The following is a 21173-nucleotide window of genomic DNA, read 5'->3' as shown; positions in this document are numbered from 1 at the left end:
AGGAGCACATCGATGCGCGTGATTTTGCTAGGGGCGCCCGGTGCCGGAAAAGGTACCCAAGCGGGCTTTATTACCAAGAAGTTCGCCATTCCACAGATTTCGACTGGCGATATGCTGCGTGCCGCAGTCAAAGCCGGCAGCCCACTTGGCTTGAAGGTCAAAGGTGTTATGGATAGCGGCGGTCTGGTCTCTGATGAAATCATCATTGACCTGATCAGAGAGCGTATCACCCAAGAAGATTGCGCCAATGGTTTCCTGTTTGACGGCTTTCCTCGCACCATCCCGCAGGCAGAAGCACTTCAGCAAGCGGGCGTGATCATCGATTACGTGGTTGAAATTGCTGTAGAAGATGAAGAAATCGTCAGCCGCATTGCCGGTCGTCGCGTTCACCCAGCCTCTGGCCGTGTGTATCACACCGAGCACAATCCCCCTAAGGTCGCAGGTGTTGACGACGAGACAGGTGAAGCGTTGATTCAGCGTGAAGACGACAAAGAAGAGACCGTGCGTCATCGTCTCTCGGTCTATCATTCGCAAACCAAGCCGTTGGTAGATTTTTACCAGAAGATGGCCGCTGCTAATGGCACGCCAAAGTACAGCGCTGTTGCTGGCGTTGGTTCTGTAGATGAGATCACCACCAAGGTATTGGCGGCGCTGTCTTAAGACAATTGCAAACAACTGGGCTCAACGCTTTGATTTGACCTCGGTATGATTTCACTCAACGGCTCGCTTAGGCGGGCCGTTGTTGTTTGGGCCATTTGTGTCGGCGCATAAACATCGTGGGTAGACAGCCGGGAGCCGTACGCCTACAGCTTCTTGGCTGCAGCGTTTATACTGCGCGGCCATCTGTTTGCTGGATCCAGCCATGACCACCCTGTTGGCCCTCGATACCGCCACTGAAGCCTGTTCGGTAGCCCTGCTGCACGACGGTAAATCCATCAGCCATTATGAAGTGATACCTCGCCAGCATGCTCAACGCCTGCTGCCGATGATCAAAACACTGATGGCTGAGGCGAATTTACCCTTGTCCGCACTCGATGCCATTGCGTTTGGCCGTGGGCCGGGTGCCTTTACCGGGATTCGCATCGCTATTGGGGTGGTGCAAGGCCTTGCATTTGCTCTGGATCGCCCCGTTATTCCTGTGTCAAACCTGGCCGTGTTGGCTCAACGCTCCCTGCGTGAGCAGGGCGCCGTGCAGGTTGCCGCAGCGATTGATGCTCGGATGGATGAGGTCTATTGGGGGTGTTATCAGGCGCAACAGGGGGAGATGCGTTTACTCGGGCGTGAAGCTGTACTTGCCCCCGAGTTAGCCGCTCTTCCGGAAGGGGTAAGCGGTGACTGGTTTGCTGCGGGGACCGGTTGGGGGACATTTGCTGAGCGCATTAATGTCCAGCCCAGCGCTCAGGATCCTTCGATGCTACCCCATGCGCAAGATTTGCTGACGCTGGCGCAATTTGCCTGGGCACGTGGAGAGTCTGTCGTGGCCGATCAGGCGCAACCGGTTTACCTACGTGATCAGGTAGCAACCCCCAAAGCGCCCCGTTAATGCACAGTTACAAGGCTATTGGTGCAAAAAATGCTTACGGCTGATCAGTTGTTGATTGCCAAGCCGCTCACGCAGGGCTAAATTGCAGCTGCAAGCACCGTGTTGACTGGATTTCAGAGCTCTAATTGATGCGCATTGACGGCTCCATACTCTCATACTCGCCAGATCGTGGCCCTCGCTCGGGGACTGCAGTCACCCCGTATCGCGAAGCCCAGCGCGAGGCTGAGACGCGCCGTGAACAACCTGCAGCAGTTGGCGCCACCCAAGGTTTTGAGACAACGCCTCAGATCCGTCGGGTACAGGCCTCCAGCGAATCCGGTCAGAGTCGCGCCTTGCAGGGGCAAGCACTTGCTTACCAACAGCCTGCCATCAGCAATCGAGCCTCCCAAGCGATTGCCAGCTATAGCAGCACCGCTGAGTTCATTACTGAATCCGATGCGCAGCAGGTGCTGGGTCTCGATCTTTACGCCTAGTGCTGCCGTATTTTCTCGGCTGTCCATCATGGAGTGAAGCTGCTTGGCGCGGTGCAGTTTATCCACAAAGCACCCCCTCCACAGCGTTCCTTAAGCACTATTGCCGACTGTTCAATGCGGTTGAAGGCAACACCACTTTTTATGCGCGCCCCGCACCTGAAACCATCATCAAATGGTCGCAGGCGATGCCGGAGCATTTTCGTTTTTGCGCCAAACTACCGCGTGATATCAGCCATGCCGGTGACTTGCGCGAGCAATTACATGCCGTGGATGACTTCCGTCGATTGTTGGCTCCGCTAGGAGCACGCGTGGCACCTTACTGGCTGCAATTGCCAGCCAGTTTTGGCCCGCAGCGCCTGAGTGAATTATCAATGCTGATAGAGCATTGGGGCGCGAGCTCGGAACATTTCGGTGGACGCGCTCTCGCTATAGAAGTGCGCCATCCAGCGTTTTTCGCCAAAGGCGATGCTGAGCGTGCGCTTAACCGGCTATTGCTGGATCAAGGCATAGAGCGCATTTGTCTGGATTCACGAGCACTGTTTAGTTGCGCCTCGACAGCCCCTGCAATTATTCATGCGCAGGATAAAAAGCCACGTTTGCCGACTCGACCCACTGCCTTTAGCAAGGCGCCGCAATTGCGCTTCATTGGTCATCCACAATTGCTGGAGAATGACCCATTCATGGCTCCGTGGCTGGATAAAGTTGCCAGTTGGATCGAGCAGGACCTGAGCCCCTATGTGTTTTTGCACACCTCAGATAACCGCTTGGCACCGCAGTTGGCCCGGCGTTTTCATGAGCAGTTGCAGGCGCGCTTGCCCGGACTGCCAGAGTTGCCAGCTCTCGATATAGAAGCCCCAGCTGAGCAACTGGGGCTACTGTAGGCGATTTAGCTCGCTTTTTTATGCATCAACAAATACGCCGCCGGTAATACAAACAGTGATAACAGAGGTGCTGTAATCATGCCGCCCACCATGGGCGCAGCGATTCGGCTCATCACCTCACTGCCGGTGCCGCTGCCCCACATGATCGGCAGGAGACCCGCAATAATTACCGCCACTGTCATCGCTTTAGGGCGCACACGTTGTACTGCACCTTGGCGTATCGCATCGAGTAATCCGCTTTGATCGCTGAAGCCTTGCTCTTGACGCTCCAACCAAGCGTTTTTCAGGTACAACAACATGATCACCCCAAACTCCGCTGCGACTCCCGCCAACGCGATAAAGCCGACACCTGTAGCGACAGAAAGGTTGTAGTCAAGCAGGTACAGGAGCCAGATGCCTCCGGTCAGGGCGAAGGGCAGGGTTGTCATAATCAACAAGGCTTCGCTGAACCGCGAGAAGGTCAAATAGAGCAGCACGAAGATAATCACCAGCGTTGCCGGAACAGCCAGTTTTAACCGCTCATTGGCCCGTTGCAGAAACTCGAATTGCCCGGCATAGCTCAAGCTCATGCCAGGTTGCAGAGTGACTTGTTGCTCCAGGGTATTGCGTAGGTCGACCACAACCGACGCCAGATCTCGACCGCGTACATCCACATAAACCCAGCCAGACGGGCGCGCGTTCTCGCTTTTGAGCATTGGCGGGCCATCGGTAATCTTCAAATCGGCAACGCTGCCCAAAGTGATTTGATTGCCCTGTTGGGTGTAGATAGGCAAGGATTCCAAGCGGCTCAATGAGTCACGCCACTCCCGTGGGTAACGCACGTTGATTGGGTAGCGAGCCAGCCCTTCAATCGTTTGGCCAACATTGGCTCCGCCAATTGCACTGGCAACAATAGCCTGCACGTCAGCAATATTCAGCCCGTAGCGTGCGGCGGCCTGACGGTTAATGTCGACGTCGATATAGCGTCCGCCGGTGAGTCGTTCAGCAAGGGCTGAGCTGACACCATCGACGCTTTTCGCGATGCGCTCTATGGCTTGGGTGACCTGATCTATTTGTTGCAGATTCGGCCCGGCCACCTTGACCCCAATCGGGCTTTTGATACCGGTGGCGAGCATGTCGATACGGTTACGTATGGGTGCAATCCAAATATTACTTAGACCTGGCACCTTCACCACGCGGTCGAGTTCTTCAATAAGCTTCTCAGGTGTCATTGATTGACGCCACTGGTCACGGGGCTTGAACTGAATGGTGGTTTCAAACATTTGCAGTGGTGCTGGGTCGGTGGCGCTTTCAGCACGGCCTGCTTTACCAAATACCTGTGCGACCTCAGGCACCGTTTTGATCAGACGGTCGGTTCTTTGCAACAGTTCGGCCGCTTTTTGTACGGATAAACCGGGCAGCGCCGACGGCATATAGAGCAAGTCACCTTCATCCAACGGCGGTAAGAACTCGCCCCCAAGCTGCGATGCGGGCCACGCCGCACTGATCAGTACCAGCGCAGCAACAGCCAAGGTTGCCTTGGGTTTGCGCAGCACTGTATCCAACGCAGGTTGGTAGATTTTGATTAACCAGCGATTGATCGGGTTTCTTTCTTCATCTGGAATTCGCCCGCGAATCCAGTAACCCATCAACACCGGAATGAGAGTGATCGACAGGCCTGCAGCCGCCGCCATTGAATAGGTTTTGGTGTAAGCCAGCGGGGCAAACAGGCGACCTTCTTGCGCTTGTAGGGTGAACACCGGAATAAACGACAGGGTGATAATCATCAGACTGAAAAACAGTGCTGGGCCCACCTCAACGGCAGCAGCGCAAATCACTTGCCAATGTTGTTCGCCGCGCAGTGCTTGATTGGGGTGTTTAGCGTGCCAGGCTTCAATCTTTTTATGGGCGTTTTCGATCATAACCACCGCCGCATCAACCATTGCGCCAATAGCGATGGCGATGCCGCCCAAGGACATGATATTGGCGTTGATACCTTGCTGCTGCATGATGATAAATGCGACCAAAATGCCAATAGGCAGTGAAACGATTGCAACCAGCGAGGAGCGCAAATGCCAAAGAAATATCAGGCAAACCAAGGCCACCACGATAAATTCTTCGAGCAACTTAAAGCTCAGGTTATCGATAGCCCGGTCAATCAATTGGCTGCGGTCGTAGGTGCTTACAATCTCCACGCCTGGCGGTAGGCTGGCTTTGAGTGAGTCGAGCTTATGCTTCACCGCTGTCAGCGTTTCACGCGCATTTTTGCCACTGCGCAAAATCACCACGCCACCGGCCACTTCGCCTTCGCCATTAAGCTCGGCAATACCGCGACGCATTTCTGGGCCAATCTGGATATTGGCAATATCACCCAGGGTAATCGGCACTGAATTGGCGTCAAGGCGTAAGGGAATGCTGCGAAAATCACTGAGGTTCTGCAGATAACCCGAGGCCCTGACCATAAATTCGCTTTCCGCCATGGAAATTACAGCACCGCCAGTTTCTTGATTGGCCTTGCCGATAGCGTCAGTGACTTGGCGTTGAGTAATACTCAGGCCTGCCATCTTCAAAGGGTCGAGCTGGACTTGGTACTGCTTGACCATACCGCCGATACTGGCTACTTCGGCAACATTGGGCAGGGTTTTTAACTCGAACTTGAGAAACCAATCCTGCAGCGATCGCAACTGACTGAGATCATGTTTGCCAGTGCGGTCGACCAGAGCATATTGGTAAATCCAACCCACTCCAGTGGCGTCCGGGCCTAAGACGGGCTTCGCGCCTTCGGGTAGCTTGTCTTGGATCTGACTGAGGTATTCAAGCACTCGTGAACGCGCCCAGTACAGGTCTGTGCCATCCTCGAACAGGACATAGACATAACTGTCACCAAAGAACGAATACCCCCGTACTGTTTTCGCGCCGGGCACTGACAACATGGTTGTGGTTAGCGGGTAGGTAACCTGATTTTCGACAATCTGCGGGGCTTGGCCTAGATAAGGCGTGCGGATGATAACCTGCACATCAGACAAGTCAGGCAAGGCGTCGATGGGAGTATTCTGCACCGACCAAGCCCCCCACATCGCTGCAAACGCAGTGGCAAGCAAGACCAAAAAGCGGTTGCCGATAGACCAACGAATCAGTGATGCGATCATGGCTGCATCTCCATTTTCACAGGTTCTATGTGCTCAATTACCAGCCCGCTATCACCTTCGCTTACACCCACTCGGACAGCGTCTCCAGCCTGTAATCCTTCGAGGAGTTCTGGGGCAGCAACAGGGAATTGCATGGTCATGCCTGGCATCGACAAGGTTTTGAATGGGCCGTGGGCGAGGGTGATGCTGGTCGTATCAAGGCTGACAATTTGCCCTTCAGCCTGATGCAATGCAGGTTTGATTACGGCGCGGCTTGAGCCGTCGAGTGCTGTTATCTCAATACCGCGTAAGCTGGCTTCTGAGTCGAGCAGAAACTGCCCCGATGCGACGACTTGTTGGCCGGCATCTAAGCCTTGAGTAATCTCGACCTGATTGCCTGATTCTTGCCCTAACGTCACTTCAGTTGCTTGATAGCGACCGTCTGCACTTGCCAGCATTACTAATGCACGACGCCCGCTGCGGATTACCGCTTCGCTTGGTACCAGTATTGCGGGTGCTGTTGCGCTTTGCATGAGGCGCACGTTGGCGGTTTGGCCGGGACGCAGTTTGCCTGCAGGATTATCCAACTCAACACGTACGCTCAGGGTGCGTGACTGCATATCCGCTTTAGGCAAAATGGCGCTGATACGACCCTTGATTACCTCGCCAGCAAGGCCAGGTAAGCGGGCTTCAATCGCTTGATTGGCAGCCAAGCCTGTGGCTTGAGCTTCTGGAACTGCGATGTCCAACCAAACGCTGCTTAACCCGTTGATACGGGCTAAGGTCATGCCAGCGGACACTGTCATGCCCTGACGAATATCGAGTTGCTCAATGACTCCGCCGATAGGGCTGGTCACTGTCCATTCGGGGTGTGGTTTTCCACTGCGCACGACTTCAGCGATCAGCCCTGCGGGCATACCCGACAGTCGCATACGCTGCTTTGCCGCGCCGATAAGGTTGGTCGCGCCGCTGCTACGTAGTGCCAGGTAATCCTCTTGGGCGCTGGACCATTCAGGTACGTATATCTCTGCCAGCGGTGCCCCGGCGGGTATTACATCTTGTGGAGCGCGCGCATACACGCGCTCGACGAACCCCATGCTGCGGGCTTGAACAACAGCAACATCGCGGTCATTAAGGGTCAAAATGCCGGCGGCTTGTATTTCAGGATTAAGCGAGCCTAATGTTGCTGTTGCGAGGCGTATGCCCAAGTTTTGCGTGACACTTGAATCAATGCTGACACCAGCAGAATCGCCAGCTTCACCGCCGTAGCGCGGCACCAGTTGCATATCCATAAAGGGCGACTTGCCTGGCTGATCAAACTTTTGTTGCGGGAACATTGGGTCGTACCAGTACAGGGCTTTTTTTTCTGTACTGGCAGCGTTATTTGGCATCTCTGCTGACATTGCGCTACTCGTGAGTCGCTGGTTGGCAAACCAGTAGCCTCCAGCTGCGCCGGCAGCAAACAAGACACTCGTAATGATTAATGTTGGAAAAATGCGGATGTTCACAGGCCTGCCTCCAAGTCAGTGAAATACAGGCGCGCGCTGGCCAGTGCTCGCTGCTCTTTGATATCAATTTGCTTAAGCTGGGCTGCAATAAGTTCTTGGCGGGCGCTGATCACTGTTGATAGTTGATTGCGAGCCGCGCGGTAGTCGGCCATAGACAGTTTTACTTTGTCTTCGGCGAGTGGAATCAATGTCATTTGGTTGCGCGTGAGTGCGCGATCCAAACGCCGGTAGCTGGCAAGATCGTCCTCAAGCTGTTGGATGTGCGCGCGCAGTTGTGCTTCGCGCTGTGCTTCGATTTGGTTTAGCGCAGAGCGGCGTGCGGCGATTTTTGGGTCTTGGCGTGAGCCACTGAAGATCGGTAGGTCAATGCTTACTTGCAGGCTCACCAAATCACCGAAATCCTGATCGCGGTTTTGGTAGGCGACCTCCCAGCTCCAGTCGGACTTTTTTTCAGCTTGTGCTTCGCGCAGCCGTGCTTCTGCCTGGCTGGTCATTGGCCCATAAACTGCCAGATTAGGGTGCCGGTCGAGGTTATGTTTGTAGTGCTGTGCATCAACAGGCCAGTTGGGCATCGGCCCCGTTAGTTGTTCATTCGCGCGCACGCCGACCCAGCGGCGCAATGCAGCACGTTGTTGAACAAGCTGCTGACGTAATTGGTCTTCCTGCTCCTCAAGCAGTGCCGCCTCGATTTTTGGTGCAACACTGTCTGCCGTTTGTCCCTTACCGCTGGCAAGGCGGGCTTTAACAGCTTTGCTAAACAATTGGTTCTCGGTGTAAAGGGTCTTGAACAGAGCAATTTTTTGCTCAATTGCCAAGGTTGAAATCCACGCCAGTGCGGTTTCGCGGCGCACCTTTAAACGTTCTACCTGTTGTTTAACACTGGCCCGTTCAACGCTGGCATGGGCGCTATCAACCCGGGCTTTGCGCTTATCGCTGTTGATCATTTGCTGTTTCACACCGATTTTTGTAAAGGTCATCGGTACAGCATTTAACTCGCCGCTATCGGGGCCGTTGATAGGGAAGTTTTGTAAGCCGAGCAGCAGCTTTGGATCAGGTAGTTCTCCAGCAGGTATCGCATCGTTGCGTGCGGCTTCCACTTCAGCGGCTTGGGCCGCGAGCGATGGTGCATCACGTTCTGCTGCGCGCATGGCTTCGCGAAGTGTTAGCGCATGAGCACCATTGCTGGTGAGCCCAATGGCTAAGGCCCAGGCGAGTGGGCGTAAGCCTGGATATCTAAAATTCATTACGACGATTCCAATCATGTGGAAGTTGCGTCACGTGCTGACTCCTGCAAAGGAGAAACAGACGCGCAACGACTAACCGGGATCGTTATGGATCCGGTTTCAACTCAGTACAGAGGGTGGGAATCAGGCGCGAGGAGGGCGCCAAACGCTGCTGGGAGCAGCGCTTGCGATAAACTCAGTGTTCGCCAAAACAACTGGCTGATGAGCATATTGGGTAGGGGGTTTAAAGCTTAGAAGCTGAACCATAATGCTTATGGCTTGGCACTGAACACCGCTTTTGCAGAGTTTTTTAGCCGTGTCCACTTGCTCAACGCAGCACTCCATTGCGTTGTGCTGCCTGGAGCTGGCCTCGTTCATTGGGCATGGCAAGCGCACCTCAGCTTGCACCAAGCCATTAAAGGCCAGTGTCAGGCAGATCAAAATGCGCAGTGCATGCTTAATAAACATATTCGCTAACTTTACTTCAGACCATATCGGCGGGCAACCAGATGGTCTAGCGAGAAAATGCCAGGCCCCTTGCTGATCAGCATTAAGAATACTGCCGCCCAGACGCCGTGTGTTGGGTAAGCGCTTGGATAAACGAGCAACTGAATCACCAGTGTCATCACCAACAAGCCTATCGCAGAGAAGCGGGTGGCAAACCCAAAAAGCACCAGTATCGGCAGAATATGTTCAGCGCTTGCAGATAGCGTGGCTGCAAACTCAGGAGATAAAAAAGGCAATTTGTATTCATCCGCAAATAGTGGAATTGCCGAAGGGGAGAGTGATGGAGCGCCTAGATTGAATGTGCCGGAAACTATGTCAATCTCAAGGCCTGAAACCTTGGTTTGTCCGGACTTCCAGAATACGGCCGCAATGGAGAAACGACCGATAAACGCAATCAAGCTGTAGGGGATTTTTTGCAGTAAATCGATCAGGTTGGTAATGAAGCGTACCGGTGCTGACGCCTGTTGATGGGTTAAGTCATTCATGTTTCGTCCTTGTTAGGCCGTGCTGTAGTTGGTAATTGCACCTGCTTGAATCAGGTGAGCTAGAGTCGGTGTTAAATCAAAATTAAGTTCGCAGGCCATGGCGTATTCGGCTGCATCGGCAAGTGTTTGGTGATCCATTAGCGCGCCAATAAACGCTGCCGCGGCAGCGGAGATTTGCATCACCTCAACCTCTAAATGATTGCGCAAAATCAGAGCATGCTCGGCGTTATTCGGATTGACCCGCGCTATATCCATGTGTCCTTGATGTGCACCCCACAAAGAAACAATCGCGTGGGCACAATTAAGCACTGTAAGGGAGGGGTGTAGGGTAAAGGTCATCCGTTCAAGCGCTTCGGGGTTGGCCAGTGCTTGAGCAATTTGCTCGGCACCTAAGGCAGGGGTATCGGCGCTGTGATACGCCTGGATACGCGCAAACTCAAGGCGTGAAACATCAGCAAGATAGGGCAGGGTTCGAGCGGGTGGAAAGGACTCGATAAACCGGGCAAGACCTGCGCCGTAGCTACTTAGAATGCGCGTCTGGGGTGGGAACTCGCGTACAAATATATTGGCCATTGCGCGGAAGAACTGCTCGCCGACCAACTGCAATGTCACCGGGAAGTTATCCGCCAGTGCGTTGACCAGCGAACTGACAACATTGTTGCGATACACCGCAAAACGGCTGCTGCTGTCCGAGCCATTCCAGGTTTTGAGCTGAGGTGGACAAGGTTGCTTCGCATTGAGTAATGCGCTGGAGAAATCACGCTGGCCGCTCATGTTTATGCGCGCTCCAGCAATTGCGGGTGCCGTGCCAATAACGCTTCAGCCTGTCGCGCTTCAGAGAGTAATACCGCAAGGGCAGGGATGTCGTTATCCCGTTCAATCAAGGTTGGCAGTGGGCCGGTGCGCTTGAGAACATCGCTGTACAGCGACCAAACAGCATTGTCGATGGGTGAACCATGGGCATCTATTAATAGGCGTGCACCCAAGCTGTCCTGGTCTTCAGCGAAGCCCGCCAGGTGTATTTCACCGACAGCTTCTAGCGGCAAGCTGTCGATATAATGCTGCGGGTTCCAATTGTGGTTAATGCAGGATACGTAGACATTATTAACGTCGAGCAATAGGCCGCAGCCAGTACGTTTAATGACTGCACTGATGAAGTCGGTTTCGCTCATGCTGGAGTGTGCGAACTCAACATAAGTCGAAGGATTCTCGAGCAGCATGGGCCGCTGCAACCGCTCTTGGACGCGATCAATGTGCTCACAAACACGGCTTAGTGTGGCCTGATCGTAGGGGATCGGTAATAGGTCGTTATAAAAGTTCTCGCCGTGGCTTGACCACGCTAAGTGCTCTGAGAACGAATGTGGCTGGTAGCGATTGAGCAATTCAGCCAAACGGTCCAGATGGTCTTCATCGATGGCGTGTTCCGCACCGATAGACAAGCCAACCCCGTGAATTGACAACGCATAACGCTGACGAATCTGAGATAGGTGGTGGTGAAAGGGGCCGCCTGCAACCATGTAGTTTTCGGCGTGCACTTCAAAAAAACCGATATCGGTTTTTTCGCTAAGAATTTGCTGGATGTGTTGCGTTTTTAGCCCCAACCCTACCTCTATAGGTAAGGCTGGGCTTTTCTCGCGGGCGCCGCAGGCATGGGACTGTGCGAGTAATGTCATGTGCGGCGCTCCACGTCGTCAGTGCTTAAGCTTTTGGCTTGTACTCAGTGAGCTGACCAAAGCCAGTTGGTGAGGTGGCCGACTCAGTTTTTTCACAGGTGCCCGTTGGAACATATTTCCAGGCGTTGGCTTGGTAGTCGGTTGTTGAAGTACCAGCGCATGTAGTGCCAGCACCTGCTGCACAATCGTTTTTGCCCTTCATGGAAATACCGAAGCATTTTTCGTTATCGGCAGCGTGTGCAGTCGTGACTGCTGCAGAGGACAGTGCAACAGCAGCACCCAGTGCGAGTGCGAGGCTAGCAGCGGAAACAGTACGAGTTTTGCCATTCATAAAGGTGAATCTCCGTTCGTAGGATGCGTTAGGGTCAAACTCAGGGGTGGCGACACACATTACAAGCGCTGTGAGCGCATTCAATAAGCAGGTTGGCTAGTCAATAGAACGTCTAGGGAACGATTTATGTGAGTAAGCGCGCCTGCTATTAATGAGAATCTACACAGCGGTTTGTTACAGCTCTAATCGAAAAAACATTTAAAAGGTGCGAACCAACCATTGGGTTTGCAGGTGGGTATTACTGCGTTGTGCATGTCAGCCACCATTACCCGCTAGGCTCTGGCAAAATAGGCATCAGGTTAGCGGCGGTAGTTCTGCGCAACCCAGACCAATTTAGCTGCAGATGAGCAGATGTAGATGAGTGAACAAACACAGATCGCCTTGGTGCGTTTGGATGCCCTGGCCCCACACTTGGCTGGCGCGGCTGCGCAATGGGCTGCACGTTTGGGTTTGCCGCAAAGCGGTGAAGCTGAGTTTGCTCTGCAATTAGGCGAAGGCGGCTTGCAATTGGCCGAGTTGGGCCCGCAAGCACCTGGACCTGTACGGGTTGATTTTGTTGAGGGCGCTGTGGCTCATCGGCGCTTATTTGGCGGCGGTAGCGGTCAGATGATTGCCAAGGCTGTGGGTATTCAGTCGGGTGTGCGTCCGCTTGTGCTGGATGCAACTGCCGGGCTTGGGCGCGATGCTTTTGTGCTGGCAAGTTTGGGTTGCACAGTGAGCATGATTGAACGTCAGCCGCTTATAGCAGCCCTGCTTGAGGATGGTTTGACGCGTGCAGAACGCGACCCTGATGTGGCTGTTATTACCGCACGTATGCAGTTGTTGATTGGTAATGCGATCAGTCTGATGGCGGAGTGGCAAGATGAGCGCCCGCAGGTGATCTACCTTGATCCAATGTTTCCCCATCGCGATAAAAGTGCGCTGGTAAAGAAAGAAATGCGCGTATTCCGCCCATTGGTGGGGGATGACATGGATGCCCCAGCGCTACTCGCGGCGGCGCTAAAATTAGCGACACACCGGGTGGTGGTTAAACGTCCGCGTAAAGCGCCAATAGTTGAGGGTGCAAAGCCTGGTTATGCGCTTGAAGGAAAATCCAGCCGGTACGATATCTACCCCTTGAAAAAACTGGCTCCAGCGGACAAGTAACCAGGCACTAATCGGCTTTGTAAGCGCGGATAAACATGGCGACGTGTTGCTTGATGTGGTGCAGGGCCTCATCACCTTCAAGGGCGTCCTCCAGACCAATCAATACGCAGAAGTTTGCGCCGCCCTTTATCAGGCAGAAAAACTGATCCGCGGCGATATGGCTGTCTTCAATTTTAAGCTTGCCGCTGGCGTTGGCGCGTTCCAGTAAGCGCTGCATGTCATGGAGTAAGCGCTGTGGCCCGGCTTCAAAAAACAGCTTGGACAGTTTGGTGTCCTGGCCGCTCAGGCTCACCATGACCCGGTGCAGCTCAATCGACTCGCGGCTGTTAATCAGGGTATGAAAGGCCAGGGCTACATTGAGCAATGTTGTCTCGATGGGCGTGTCATCGCTCAGTTCAAATAACAGTTCGGGTATTTGCGCTTCGCATTTGGCTTTGACTGCTGCTGAAAACAGGGTCTCTTTATCGGTGAAGTGGTTGTACACCGTGAGCTTAGAAACCCCAGCCTCTGCAGCAATCGCATCCATGCTGCTGCCGTCATAGCCATTGCGCAGGAACAGCGTTTTAGCTGCTTCCAAAATGGCGCTGCGCTTTGCAAGATCCTTGGGGCGACCTGGGCCGTTTGTCTGCAACAACTTGTTTGGCATTGGCGTTTTTTAATACTGGACTGGTGAGTTTGGTATTTATACTATACCGACGAGTATAAATATTCTAAAACTTTCCTCAAAGGCCTTCGGTCATGTTCCAGGTTGTCTTGCGAGCTGCACTTCCTATAAGTCTTATGGCCGCCTTGGCCGCCTGCGGTAACGGTGAAAAAACCGAGCCGGTGGTGCGTCCGGCATTGGTGGTGCAACCGGTGCCTTCTGCAGCGCTGCAGGATACCTATCCGGGTGAAGTGCGTGCCCGTTATGAGCCTGATTTGGCATTCCGAATTGGCGGCAAGGTGATCAAGCGGCAGGTCGATGTGGGTGATCGGGTCAAAAAGGGCCAGCCATTGGCCGAGCTTGACCCGCAAGACGTGCGTTTGCAGCTCGAGTCGTCCCGCGCACAAGTGGCGTCTGCACAGGCGAATTTGCAATTGGTCAAGGCCGAGCGCGACCGCTACAAGACTCTTCAGGGCCGTCAGTTGGTCAGCCGCTCGCAATATGACAACGCTGAAAACCTTTATCGCGCAGGGGCTGCACGTCTGAAGCAAGCTCAGGCGGAGTTTAATGTCGCCAACAACCAGAGTGACTATTCGGTACTGGCCGCCTCGCAAGACGGCGTGATTGCTCAGCGAGAGGTGGAAGTCGGGCAGGTTGTCGCAGCCGGCCAAACGGTCTTTTCACTGGCTGTGGACGGTGAGCGTGAAGTGCGTATTGATTTGCCGGAACAAGCCTTCGAGCATTACCAGGTGGGCCAGCAGGTAACTGTTGAGTTGTGGTCACAGCCGGATAAACGCTTTAAAGGTCATATCCGCGAGATGTCACCGGCAGCTGATGCGCAGTCACGCACCTTCGCCACGCGTGTGGCTTTTAACGCAGGAGAAGTACCGGCAGAGTTGGGCCAGAGCGCTCGGGTGTACATTGCCCGTGAAGGCGAGGTGGCGTTAGCCGTGCCGCTTTCTGCGCTCACAGCTGATGCTGGCGAGCCCTATGTATGGGTGGTTGATCCGCAGCATTCAACGCTGAAGCGCACGCCCGTGCGTGTTGGGCCGTACAAGGATAACTCTGTACCGGTACTGGCCGGCCTCAAGGCGGACGACTGGGTGGTTGCGGCGGGCACTCAGGTTTTGCAAGAGGGTCAGCAAGTTAAGCCATTGGATCGCGACAACCGCGCAATCAAGCTGACGGCGAAGGACTAACTCCGATGGATTTTAACCTTTCGCGCTGGGCACTTAACAACCGGCAGATCGTTCTCTACATCATGCTTTTGCTAAGTGTGGTGGGGGCAATCTCTTACACCAAGCTAGGGCAGAGCGAAGATCCACCGTTTACCTTCAAAGCCATGGTTATTCGCACCAATTGGCCAGGCGCTTCGGCTGAAGAAGTGGCGCGGCAGGTGACTGATCGCATCGAAAAGAAGCTCATGGAAACCGGCGAGTACGAGAAGTTGATCTCGTACTCGCGCCCGGGTGAGTCCCAGGTAACCTTTTTAGCCAGCGACTACCTCAAGCCTGCTGAAGTAAAAGAGCTGTACTACCAAGTGCGTAAGAAAGTGGGCGATATCCGCCACACCTTGCCGCAAGGTATCCAAGGCCCGTTCTTCAATGATGAGTTTGGCGATACCTTCGGTAATATCTATGCACTGACCGGCAAGGGATTTGATTACCCGATTCTGAAAGACTATGCCGACCGCATACAGCTGCAGCTGCAGCGCGTTCAGGACGTCGGCAAGATTGAATTGCTCGGCCTGCAGGATGAAAAAATCTGGATTGAACTGTCGAATACCAAGGCCGCGACTTTAGGTTTGTCCTTGGCCGCTGTACAGCAGGCGCTCAATCAGCAAAACGCCGTGACCACAGCTGGTTTTTTTGAAACCCCGACCGACCGTGTCCAGGTCCGTGTCGACGGTCGATTCAAAACGCCTGAAGAAATTCGTAATTTTCCAATTCGCGTTGCCGGGCGCACCTTTCGGCTGGGTGATGTTGCCGAGGTTAGACGCGGCTTCAATGATCCAGCCGCACCGCGTATGCGCTTTATGGGTGAGGATGCACTGGGCATTGCGGTTTCGATGAAGGCCGGGGGTGACATTTTACAGCTCGGTGATGCACTTGAGAAACAGTTCGCCCGCATCCAGCAAACCTTGCCCGCGGGGATGCAGCTGCACAAAGTGTCTGATCAACCTGCCGCGGTAAAGTCGGGTGTCGGAGAGTTTGTCCAAGTCCTTGCAGAAGCACTGATCATCGTTCTGCTGGTGAGTTTTTTCTCACTGGGCTTGCGCACCGGGTTGGTGGTGGCTCTGTCGATTCCCCTGGTGCTGGCGATGACCTTTGCGTCCATGTATTACTTGGGCATTGGCTTGCACAAAATATCCTTGGGTGCGCTGGTGCTAGCCCTTGGCTTGCTGGTGGACGACGCGATCATTGCGGTTGAGATGATGGCGATCAAGATGGAGCAGGGCTACGACCGCTTGAAAGCAGCCAGTTTTGCCTGGACCAGTACCGCCTTCCCAATGTTGACCGGCACTCTGATTACCGCCGCAGGGTTCTTGCCGATTGCCACCGCGCAGTCAGGTACCGGGGAGTACACACGTTCGATATTTCAGGTGGTGACGATTGCGTTGCTGGTCTCATGGATTGCTGCTGTGGTTTTTGTGCCTTACCTGGGGGCCAAGTTTTTACCTGATCTTGCCAAGCTCCACGCGCAAAAGCATGGCGGTGATGCTGCGGGGCATGACCCTTACTCGACCGCTTTCTATCGGCGTGTACGCAGCACCATTACCTGGTGCGTGCGCCACCGTAAGACAGTGATTGTGGTTACGGTGCTTATGTTTGTGGTCTCACTGGGCTTATTCAAACTGGTACCGCAACAGTTCTTTCCTGCTTCGAATCGCCTTGAACTCATGGTCGATTTGAAACTGGCTGAAGGGGCTTCTTTACGGGCCACTGAGGAGCAAGCCCTGCGTTTGGAAGCCTTGCTCAAAGCCCATGACGGCATTGATAACTATGTGGCTTACGTGGGTACAGGCTCGCCGCGCTTCTACTTGCCACTCGACCAACAGTTACCTTCTGCCAGTTTTGCCCAGTTTGTTGTGCTCAGCAAAAGCATTGAGCAGCGTGAGGAAATTCGCAGCTGGTTGATCCAAACCATGAGAGAGCAGTTCCCGACCCTGCGCACCCGTATTTCACGGCTGGAAAATGGCCCGCCAGTGGGCTATCCAATTCAATTGCGGGTCTCGGGTGAGCACATCGATAAGGTGCGGGCGCTGGCGCGTGAGGTCGCCGTTAAAGTGCGGGAAAACCCTTATGTGACCAATGTGCATCTGGACTGGGAAGAGCCAAGCAAAGTCGTGCGGGTCAATATTGACCAGGACCGTGCGCGAGCTCTGGGTGTCAGCTCAGAAGATGTCGCCAATTTCTTGCGCGGTACCTTGGTAGGCAACAGCGTCAGCCAGTTTCGCGATGACGATGAGTTGATCGAAATACTCTTGCGCGGTACGGACCAAGAACGGCATAGCTTGGACATGCTGCCGAGTTTGGCGATCCAGACCAGCAGCGGGAAAAGTGTTGCGCTGTCTCAGGTTGCGACGCTGGAATACGGCTTTGAGGAAGGCATCATCTGGCACCGTGAACGCCTGCCGACTGTCACCGTTCGTGCAGACGTATACGGTAAAGAGCAGCCTTCAAGCATCATCACGCAAATATTACCGACCCTGGATCAAGTTCGTGCTGAGCTGCCTTCAGGCTATTTGCTAAACGTTGGCGGCACGGTTGAGGACTCATCCAAAGGCCAGAAGTCGGTGAATGCCGGTATGCCACTATTTGTTGTAGTGGTGTTGACGCTGTTGATGTTGCAGCTCAGAAGCTTCTCACGCACGGCAATGGTGTTTATTACCGCGCCACTCGGGTTGATCGGTGTGACCTTGTTTTTGCTGCTGTTTAATCAGCCGTTTGGATTCGTGGCCATGCTCGGTACCATCGCACTGTCGGGAATGATTATGCGCAATTCGGTAATCCTGGTTGACCAGATTGAGCAGGACATCAGTGCCGGGCATGATCGCTGGAGCGCGATTATCGATGCTACTGTACGCCGGTTCCGGCCGATTGCCTTGACCGCACTGGCTGCTGTGTTGGCGATGATTCCGCTGTCGCGCAGTATCTTTTTCGGGCCAATGGCGGTGGCGATTATGGGCGGGCTGATCGTCGCGACGGCGCTGACGCTGCTGTTTTTACCGGCACTTTATGCAGCCTGGTTCAGGGTGGAAGAGAAACCCGGTAACTAGTTTGTTCAGCTCCCTTGTGCACGACAAGGGAGCTATTGCGGGTTTGGCTTGTCTATCTATTGGCGCAGGCAGGGATAAGCGCTATGCCTAGGGCACAGCTGCCCTTGCCGTTATTGCAAATACACTCCTCCGTTGGGCATCACGCGATTTTCACAGGCGAAGGTGCACAATATCAGGGTGTTCACTCAATGAGGGCGTCACTTTGAAGTTGCAATCTATGAAAGCACTAATGGTCTCAATTCTTGCGCTGGGTCTAATGGCTCCGGGTCTCTCAGCCGCTCAGTCGGGAAAAGTGTTCGGTTGGGTCGAGAAGGGCTCTATTGAGCCAGAAGGCATTGAAGTCAAGATTAAGCTTGATACCGGCGCCAAGACGTCATCCATGCACGCCGAGGATCTTGAGCGCTTTAAAAAGGATGGTGATGAGTGGGTGCGTTTCAACATCGAACTTGAAGACATTGACAGCGGCAAGAAGAAAAATGTCGAAGTTGAACGCAAGGTTGTGCGAAATATCAAAGTGCGCGGTGCCGGTGGAGCAGAGCGTCGCCCGGTGGTGATGATGAGCATGTGCATTGGCGATGAGGTGCATAAAGAGCAGTTCTCGCTGAACAACCGCAGCAAGATGAATTATCCGGTACTGATTGGCCGCAGCACCCTTGAACATTTAGGTTTGGTAGATGTGTCTAAGACATTCACCAGTGAACCAAAGTGTAAAAAATAACGCTGGCTGGAAAACGCCAGCGATATAACAGTCGTCGGGTGAGCGCGAAGCTTGCCCACCAATGTTGGCGTGCAGGGCTGGCGTGCAGGCGAACCATCGGCGTTGCAGCGGGTGGATGAAAAAAGCGTCATCCACGAGGCAATCGCCGTCGGTTGTGAAAATGGGTGGCTTAAATCAGCTCGGCCCACATGTCATATTCGTCTGCATCGACAATCACCACGCGGACTTTGTCACCTGGCTTCACATCAGTGTTGGCGATAAATACGCTGCCGTCGATTTCGGGGGCGTCGGCGTAGCAGCGCGCGACGGCACCTTGATCGTCAACTTCATCGATCAAGACTTCCATCTCTTTGCCGACCTTTAATTGCAGGCGGGCAGTGCTGATGGCTTGCTGGTGGGCCATAAAGCGATCCCAGCGATCTTGTTTGACGTCATCTGGCACCAGATCATCAAGCAAGTTAGCCGGTGCGCCTTCAACTGGTGAGTACTGGAAACAGCCAACACGGTCGAGCTGGGCTTCAGTCAGCCAGTTGAGCAGGTATTGGAAGTCCTCTTCGGTTTCACCGGGGAAGCCGACAATAAAGGTCGAACGGATGGTCAGCTCAGGGCAGATCTCACGCCAGTTCTTGATTCGTGCCAAGGTCTTATCTTCAAACGCCGGGCGTTTCATCGCCTTAAGCACTTTCGGGCTGGCGTGCTGGAACGGAATATCCAGGTACGGCAGGATCTTGCCGGCTGCCATCAACGGGATCAGCTCGTCGACGTGCGGGTAGGGGTATACATAATGCAAGCGCACCCAAACGCCCATGCTTGAAAGGGCTTCGCACATCTCGGTCATGCGCGTCTTAACCGGACGGCCGTTCCAGAAATCAGTCTTGTACTTAACGTCGACGCCATAAGCGCTGGTGTCTTGAGAGATTACCAACAGCTCCTTAACACCGGCTTTTACCAGGCGCTCGGCTTCGCTGAGCACTTCGCCAACCGGGCGGCTGACCAACTTGCCGCGCATCGAAGGAATGATGCAGAAGCTGCAGCTGTGGTTACAGCCTTCCGATATTTTCAGGTAGGCATAATGGCGCGGCGTCAGCTTGACGCCCTGTGGCGGCACCAAATCGATCAGCGGGTTGTGATCCTGACGCGGCGGTACCACTTCATGCACGGCGTTGACCACTTGCTCATACTGTTGTGGGCCTGTAACCGACAGCACGCTTGGATGAACGTCGCGGATTGAGCCTTCCTCAACGCCCATGCAGCCGGTCACGATAACCTTGCCGTTTTCGGCAATGGCCTCGCCAATCACTTCCAGTGACTCAGCTTTGGCGCTGTCGATAAAGCCGCAGGTATTGACCACAACCACGTCAGCGTCTTCGTAGGTCGGAACGACCTCGTAACCTTCCATGCGCAACTGGGTCAGGATGCGTTCGGAGTCCACTAGGGCCTTGGGGCAACCCAGTGAAACGAATCCGACTTTAGGAGCGGTGGTGGACATGCGGCAAACCTCTGGCTACGAACGGCGGGCACGAAGGTGGCCCGTTGATCAAAAAGTGCGCAATTCTAGCGGCGCTTGCTGGAGTTTGCCAGTGTATTTAAAGCGCTGGTCGCCTGCTGGAGTGCTCGTTTCACATCTAGGTATGGCCCAAACAGGTATTAAGTGCAATTCGAGCTCGAACACAGCGAGTTGTGATGGTGGGTGAAGCGGGGCTCTTTAGGCGTAGCAAACCCGGATCAGAGAGTTTCTGTCCGGGTTGCTCAGGGCGAGGGTCTTACTGACCGCGCTGAGGCAGCATGCGGGTCAGGGTGTTATCGCGCAGGACATAGTGATGAGCGATACCCGCCAATGCATGTAAGCCAATCAACCAATAACCCGTGACGCCTGCCAGTTCGTGCCAGTATTTCACTTGTTTGGCTAAGTCAGGATTCTTTGCCACCAATGCAGGCAGTTCAAAGCCGAAGAAGGGGATAGGTTTGCCTGCCGCACTCAGAATAGTCCAGCCAGCAAGGGGCGCGCCGATCATCAGGGCGTAAAGTGCTAAGTGCATGAGTTTGGCCGGGAGCGCTTGCCATTGTGGGATCGCTGGGACGATTTTGGGCGTAGGGGCGATCAAGCGTGCCAGTAGCCTCAGCCAAACCAGTGCAAAAACCGACAAGCCAAGCATAAAGTGCCATTGCTTTAGCAGCTCACGCATGTCGCTGCCTTTGGGGAAGTTTCCTCGAAGCTCTATGCAGCTATAAACCCCGATTAACAGAAGGACCATCAACCAATGCAGTCCTATGGACAGGCTTCCATAGCGGTGTTCATTATTTTTCCAAGTCATTTTTTTGGCTCATCACGGCAAGTTGTTTTTTAAAAATAGCAACGGATTCTTAAGCTGCGCTGAATATCGACAGCGGCTTTATTAGAATGCATGAACGGCATAGCGCGAGGCTTGATTCAAGTCTGTTAAATCTTCGATAAAGCCGTTGTACAGGAGTTCCTGAGTGTGGGTGATTATGCAGGGGTCTGTGCTGGGTCTGGTTGATGCCCTGGGTCGGCTGTTTGCTAGTGCGCTCGACTCAGCGCGGTTGAGTGCTTTGACGTAAAACCCACCAGTAGTCGCTATAGTTATCATGTAGTCTATAAGTCGGTAGTGTAATGCGCTGCCTTTGTGTTGAAAGG

General features: G+C 54.0%; 18 protein-coding genes. 8 read left to right on the top strand and 10 right to left on the bottom strand.

Annotated features, from left to right (window positions below):
* The first annotated feature begins 12 nt into the window (after positions 1-12).
* The 4 genes from adk to ACIGCM_RS13395 all read left to right on the top strand — a co-directional run bounded on the left by adk (position 13) and on the right by ACIGCM_RS13395 (position 2897).
* On the top strand, positions 13-660 hold the full coding sequence (gene adk, locus ACIGCM_RS13410) for an adenylate kinase (RefSeq protein WP_397502556.1): 648 nt from the start codon (positions 13-15) through the stop codon (positions 658-660).
* Between the two features lie 202 nt (positions 661-862).
* Positions 863-1543: a tRNA (adenosine(37)-N6)-threonylcarbamoyltransferase complex dimerization subunit type 1 TsaB gene (tsaB, locus tag ACIGCM_RS13405; RefSeq protein ID WP_397502555.1), complete on the top strand. Its 681-nt coding sequence runs from the start codon at positions 863-865 to the stop codon at positions 1541-1543.
* 128 nt (positions 1544-1671) lie between these two features.
* Positions 1672-2016, top strand: a complete 345-nt coding sequence (locus tag ACIGCM_RS13400; protein ID WP_397502554.1) for a hypothetical protein — start codon at positions 1672-1674, stop codon at positions 2014-2016.
* On the top strand, positions 2016-2897 hold the full coding sequence (locus ACIGCM_RS13395) for a DUF72 domain-containing protein (protein ID WP_397502553.1): 882 nt from the start codon (positions 2016-2018) through the stop codon (positions 2895-2897). Before ACIGCM_RS13400 ends, ACIGCM_RS13395 begins: the two co-directional genes overlap by 1 nt.
* A 5-nt stretch (positions 2898-2902) precedes the next feature.
* Here ACIGCM_RS13395 and ACIGCM_RS13390 read toward each other — a convergent pair whose 3' ends face one another.
* From ACIGCM_RS13390 to ACIGCM_RS13360, 7 genes are all read right to left on the bottom strand, one after another.
* Positions 2903-6025 (bottom strand): efflux RND transporter permease subunit, encoded by a 3123-nt coding sequence (locus ACIGCM_RS13390; protein WP_397502552.1) that lies wholly within the window; start codon positions 6023-6025, stop codon positions 2903-2905.
* Positions 6022-7512 (bottom strand): efflux RND transporter periplasmic adaptor subunit, encoded by a 1491-nt coding sequence (locus ACIGCM_RS13385; RefSeq protein WP_397502551.1) that lies wholly within the window; start codon positions 7510-7512, stop codon positions 6022-6024. Before ACIGCM_RS13385 ends, ACIGCM_RS13390 begins: the two co-directional genes overlap by 4 nt.
* A complete protein-coding gene (locus ACIGCM_RS13380) occupies positions 7509-8756 on the bottom strand; it encodes a TolC family protein (protein ID WP_397502550.1) in 1248 nt (415 codons plus the stop codon). Before ACIGCM_RS13380 ends, ACIGCM_RS13385 begins: the two co-directional genes overlap by 4 nt.
* A 458-nt stretch (positions 8757-9214) precedes the next feature.
* Positions 9215-9727, bottom strand: a complete 513-nt coding sequence (locus tag ACIGCM_RS13375; RefSeq protein WP_397502548.1) for a DoxX family protein — start codon at positions 9725-9727, stop codon at positions 9215-9217.
* Positions 9728-9739: 12 nt separating this feature from the next.
* Complete coding sequence (locus ACIGCM_RS13370) at positions 9740-10501, bottom strand: DUF2063 domain-containing protein (protein WP_397502547.1); 762 nt, start codon at positions 10499-10501, stop codon at positions 9740-9742.
* Positions 10502-10503: 2 nt separating this feature from the next.
* Positions 10504-11400: a DUF692 family multinuclear iron-containing protein gene (locus ACIGCM_RS13365; RefSeq protein ID WP_397502545.1), complete on the bottom strand. Its 897-nt coding sequence runs from the start codon at positions 11398-11400 to the stop codon at positions 10504-10506.
* A gap of 25 nt (positions 11401-11425) precedes the next feature.
* Positions 11426-11731 (bottom strand): DUF2282 domain-containing protein, encoded by a 306-nt coding sequence (locus tag ACIGCM_RS13360; RefSeq protein WP_397502544.1) that lies wholly within the window; start codon positions 11729-11731, stop codon positions 11426-11428.
* Between the two features lie 357 nt (positions 11732-12088).
* Here ACIGCM_RS13360 and ACIGCM_RS13355 point away from each other — a divergent pair, with 357 nt between their 5' ends.
* The gene (locus ACIGCM_RS13355; protein ID WP_397502543.1) at positions 12089-12877 is read left to right on the top strand and encodes a class I SAM-dependent methyltransferase; all 789 of its coding nucleotides are present in this window, start codon (positions 12089-12091) and stop codon (positions 12875-12877) included.
* A 7-nt stretch (positions 12878-12884) separates the two neighbouring features.
* Here the strand turns inward: ACIGCM_RS13355 and ACIGCM_RS13350 are convergent, their stop codons facing one another.
* Complete coding sequence (locus tag ACIGCM_RS13350) at positions 12885-13523, bottom strand: TetR/AcrR family transcriptional regulator (protein WP_397502542.1); 639 nt, start codon at positions 13521-13523, stop codon at positions 12885-12887.
* Between the two features lie 92 nt (positions 13524-13615).
* Here ACIGCM_RS13350 and ACIGCM_RS13345 point away from each other — a divergent pair, with 92 nt between their 5' ends.
* From ACIGCM_RS13345 to ACIGCM_RS13335, 3 genes are all read left to right on the top strand, one after another.
* Positions 13616-14719, top strand: coding sequence for an efflux RND transporter periplasmic adaptor subunit (locus tag ACIGCM_RS13345; protein ID WP_397502541.1), 1104 nt, complete (start codon positions 13616-13618; stop codon positions 14717-14719).
* A 5-nt stretch (positions 14720-14724) separates the two neighbouring features.
* Entirely contained in the window at positions 14725-17799 is a 3075-nt protein-coding gene (locus ACIGCM_RS13340; protein ID WP_397502540.1) for an efflux RND transporter permease subunit, read from the top strand.
* A 217-nt stretch (positions 17800-18016) separates the two neighbouring features.
* Positions 18017-18517, top strand: coding sequence for an ATP-dependent zinc protease (locus ACIGCM_RS13335; protein ID WP_397502539.1), 501 nt, complete (start codon positions 18017-18019; stop codon positions 18515-18517).
* A gap of 169 nt (positions 18518-18686) precedes the next feature.
* Here the strand turns inward: ACIGCM_RS13335 and rimO are convergent, their stop codons facing one another.
* Positions 18687-20006, bottom strand: a complete 1320-nt coding sequence (gene rimO, locus ACIGCM_RS13330) for a 30S ribosomal protein S12 methylthiotransferase RimO (RefSeq protein ID WP_397502538.1) — start codon at positions 20004-20006, stop codon at positions 18687-18689.
* A 274-nt stretch (positions 20007-20280) separates the two neighbouring features.
* Positions 20281-20832: a cytochrome b gene (locus tag ACIGCM_RS13325; protein ID WP_397502537.1), complete on the bottom strand. Its 552-nt coding sequence runs from the start codon at positions 20830-20832 to the stop codon at positions 20281-20283.
* Positions 20833-21173 lie beyond the last annotated feature (341 nt).

The sequence above is a fragment of the Pseudomonas sp. NPDC078700 genome (assembly GCF_044542375.1).
GTDB lineage: Bacteria > Pseudomonadota > Gammaproteobacteria > Pseudomonadales > Pseudomonadaceae > Aquipseudomonas.
The sequence above is the reverse complement of the archived record's forward strand: the minus strand, read 5'-3'. Positions and strand labels throughout refer to the sequence as shown.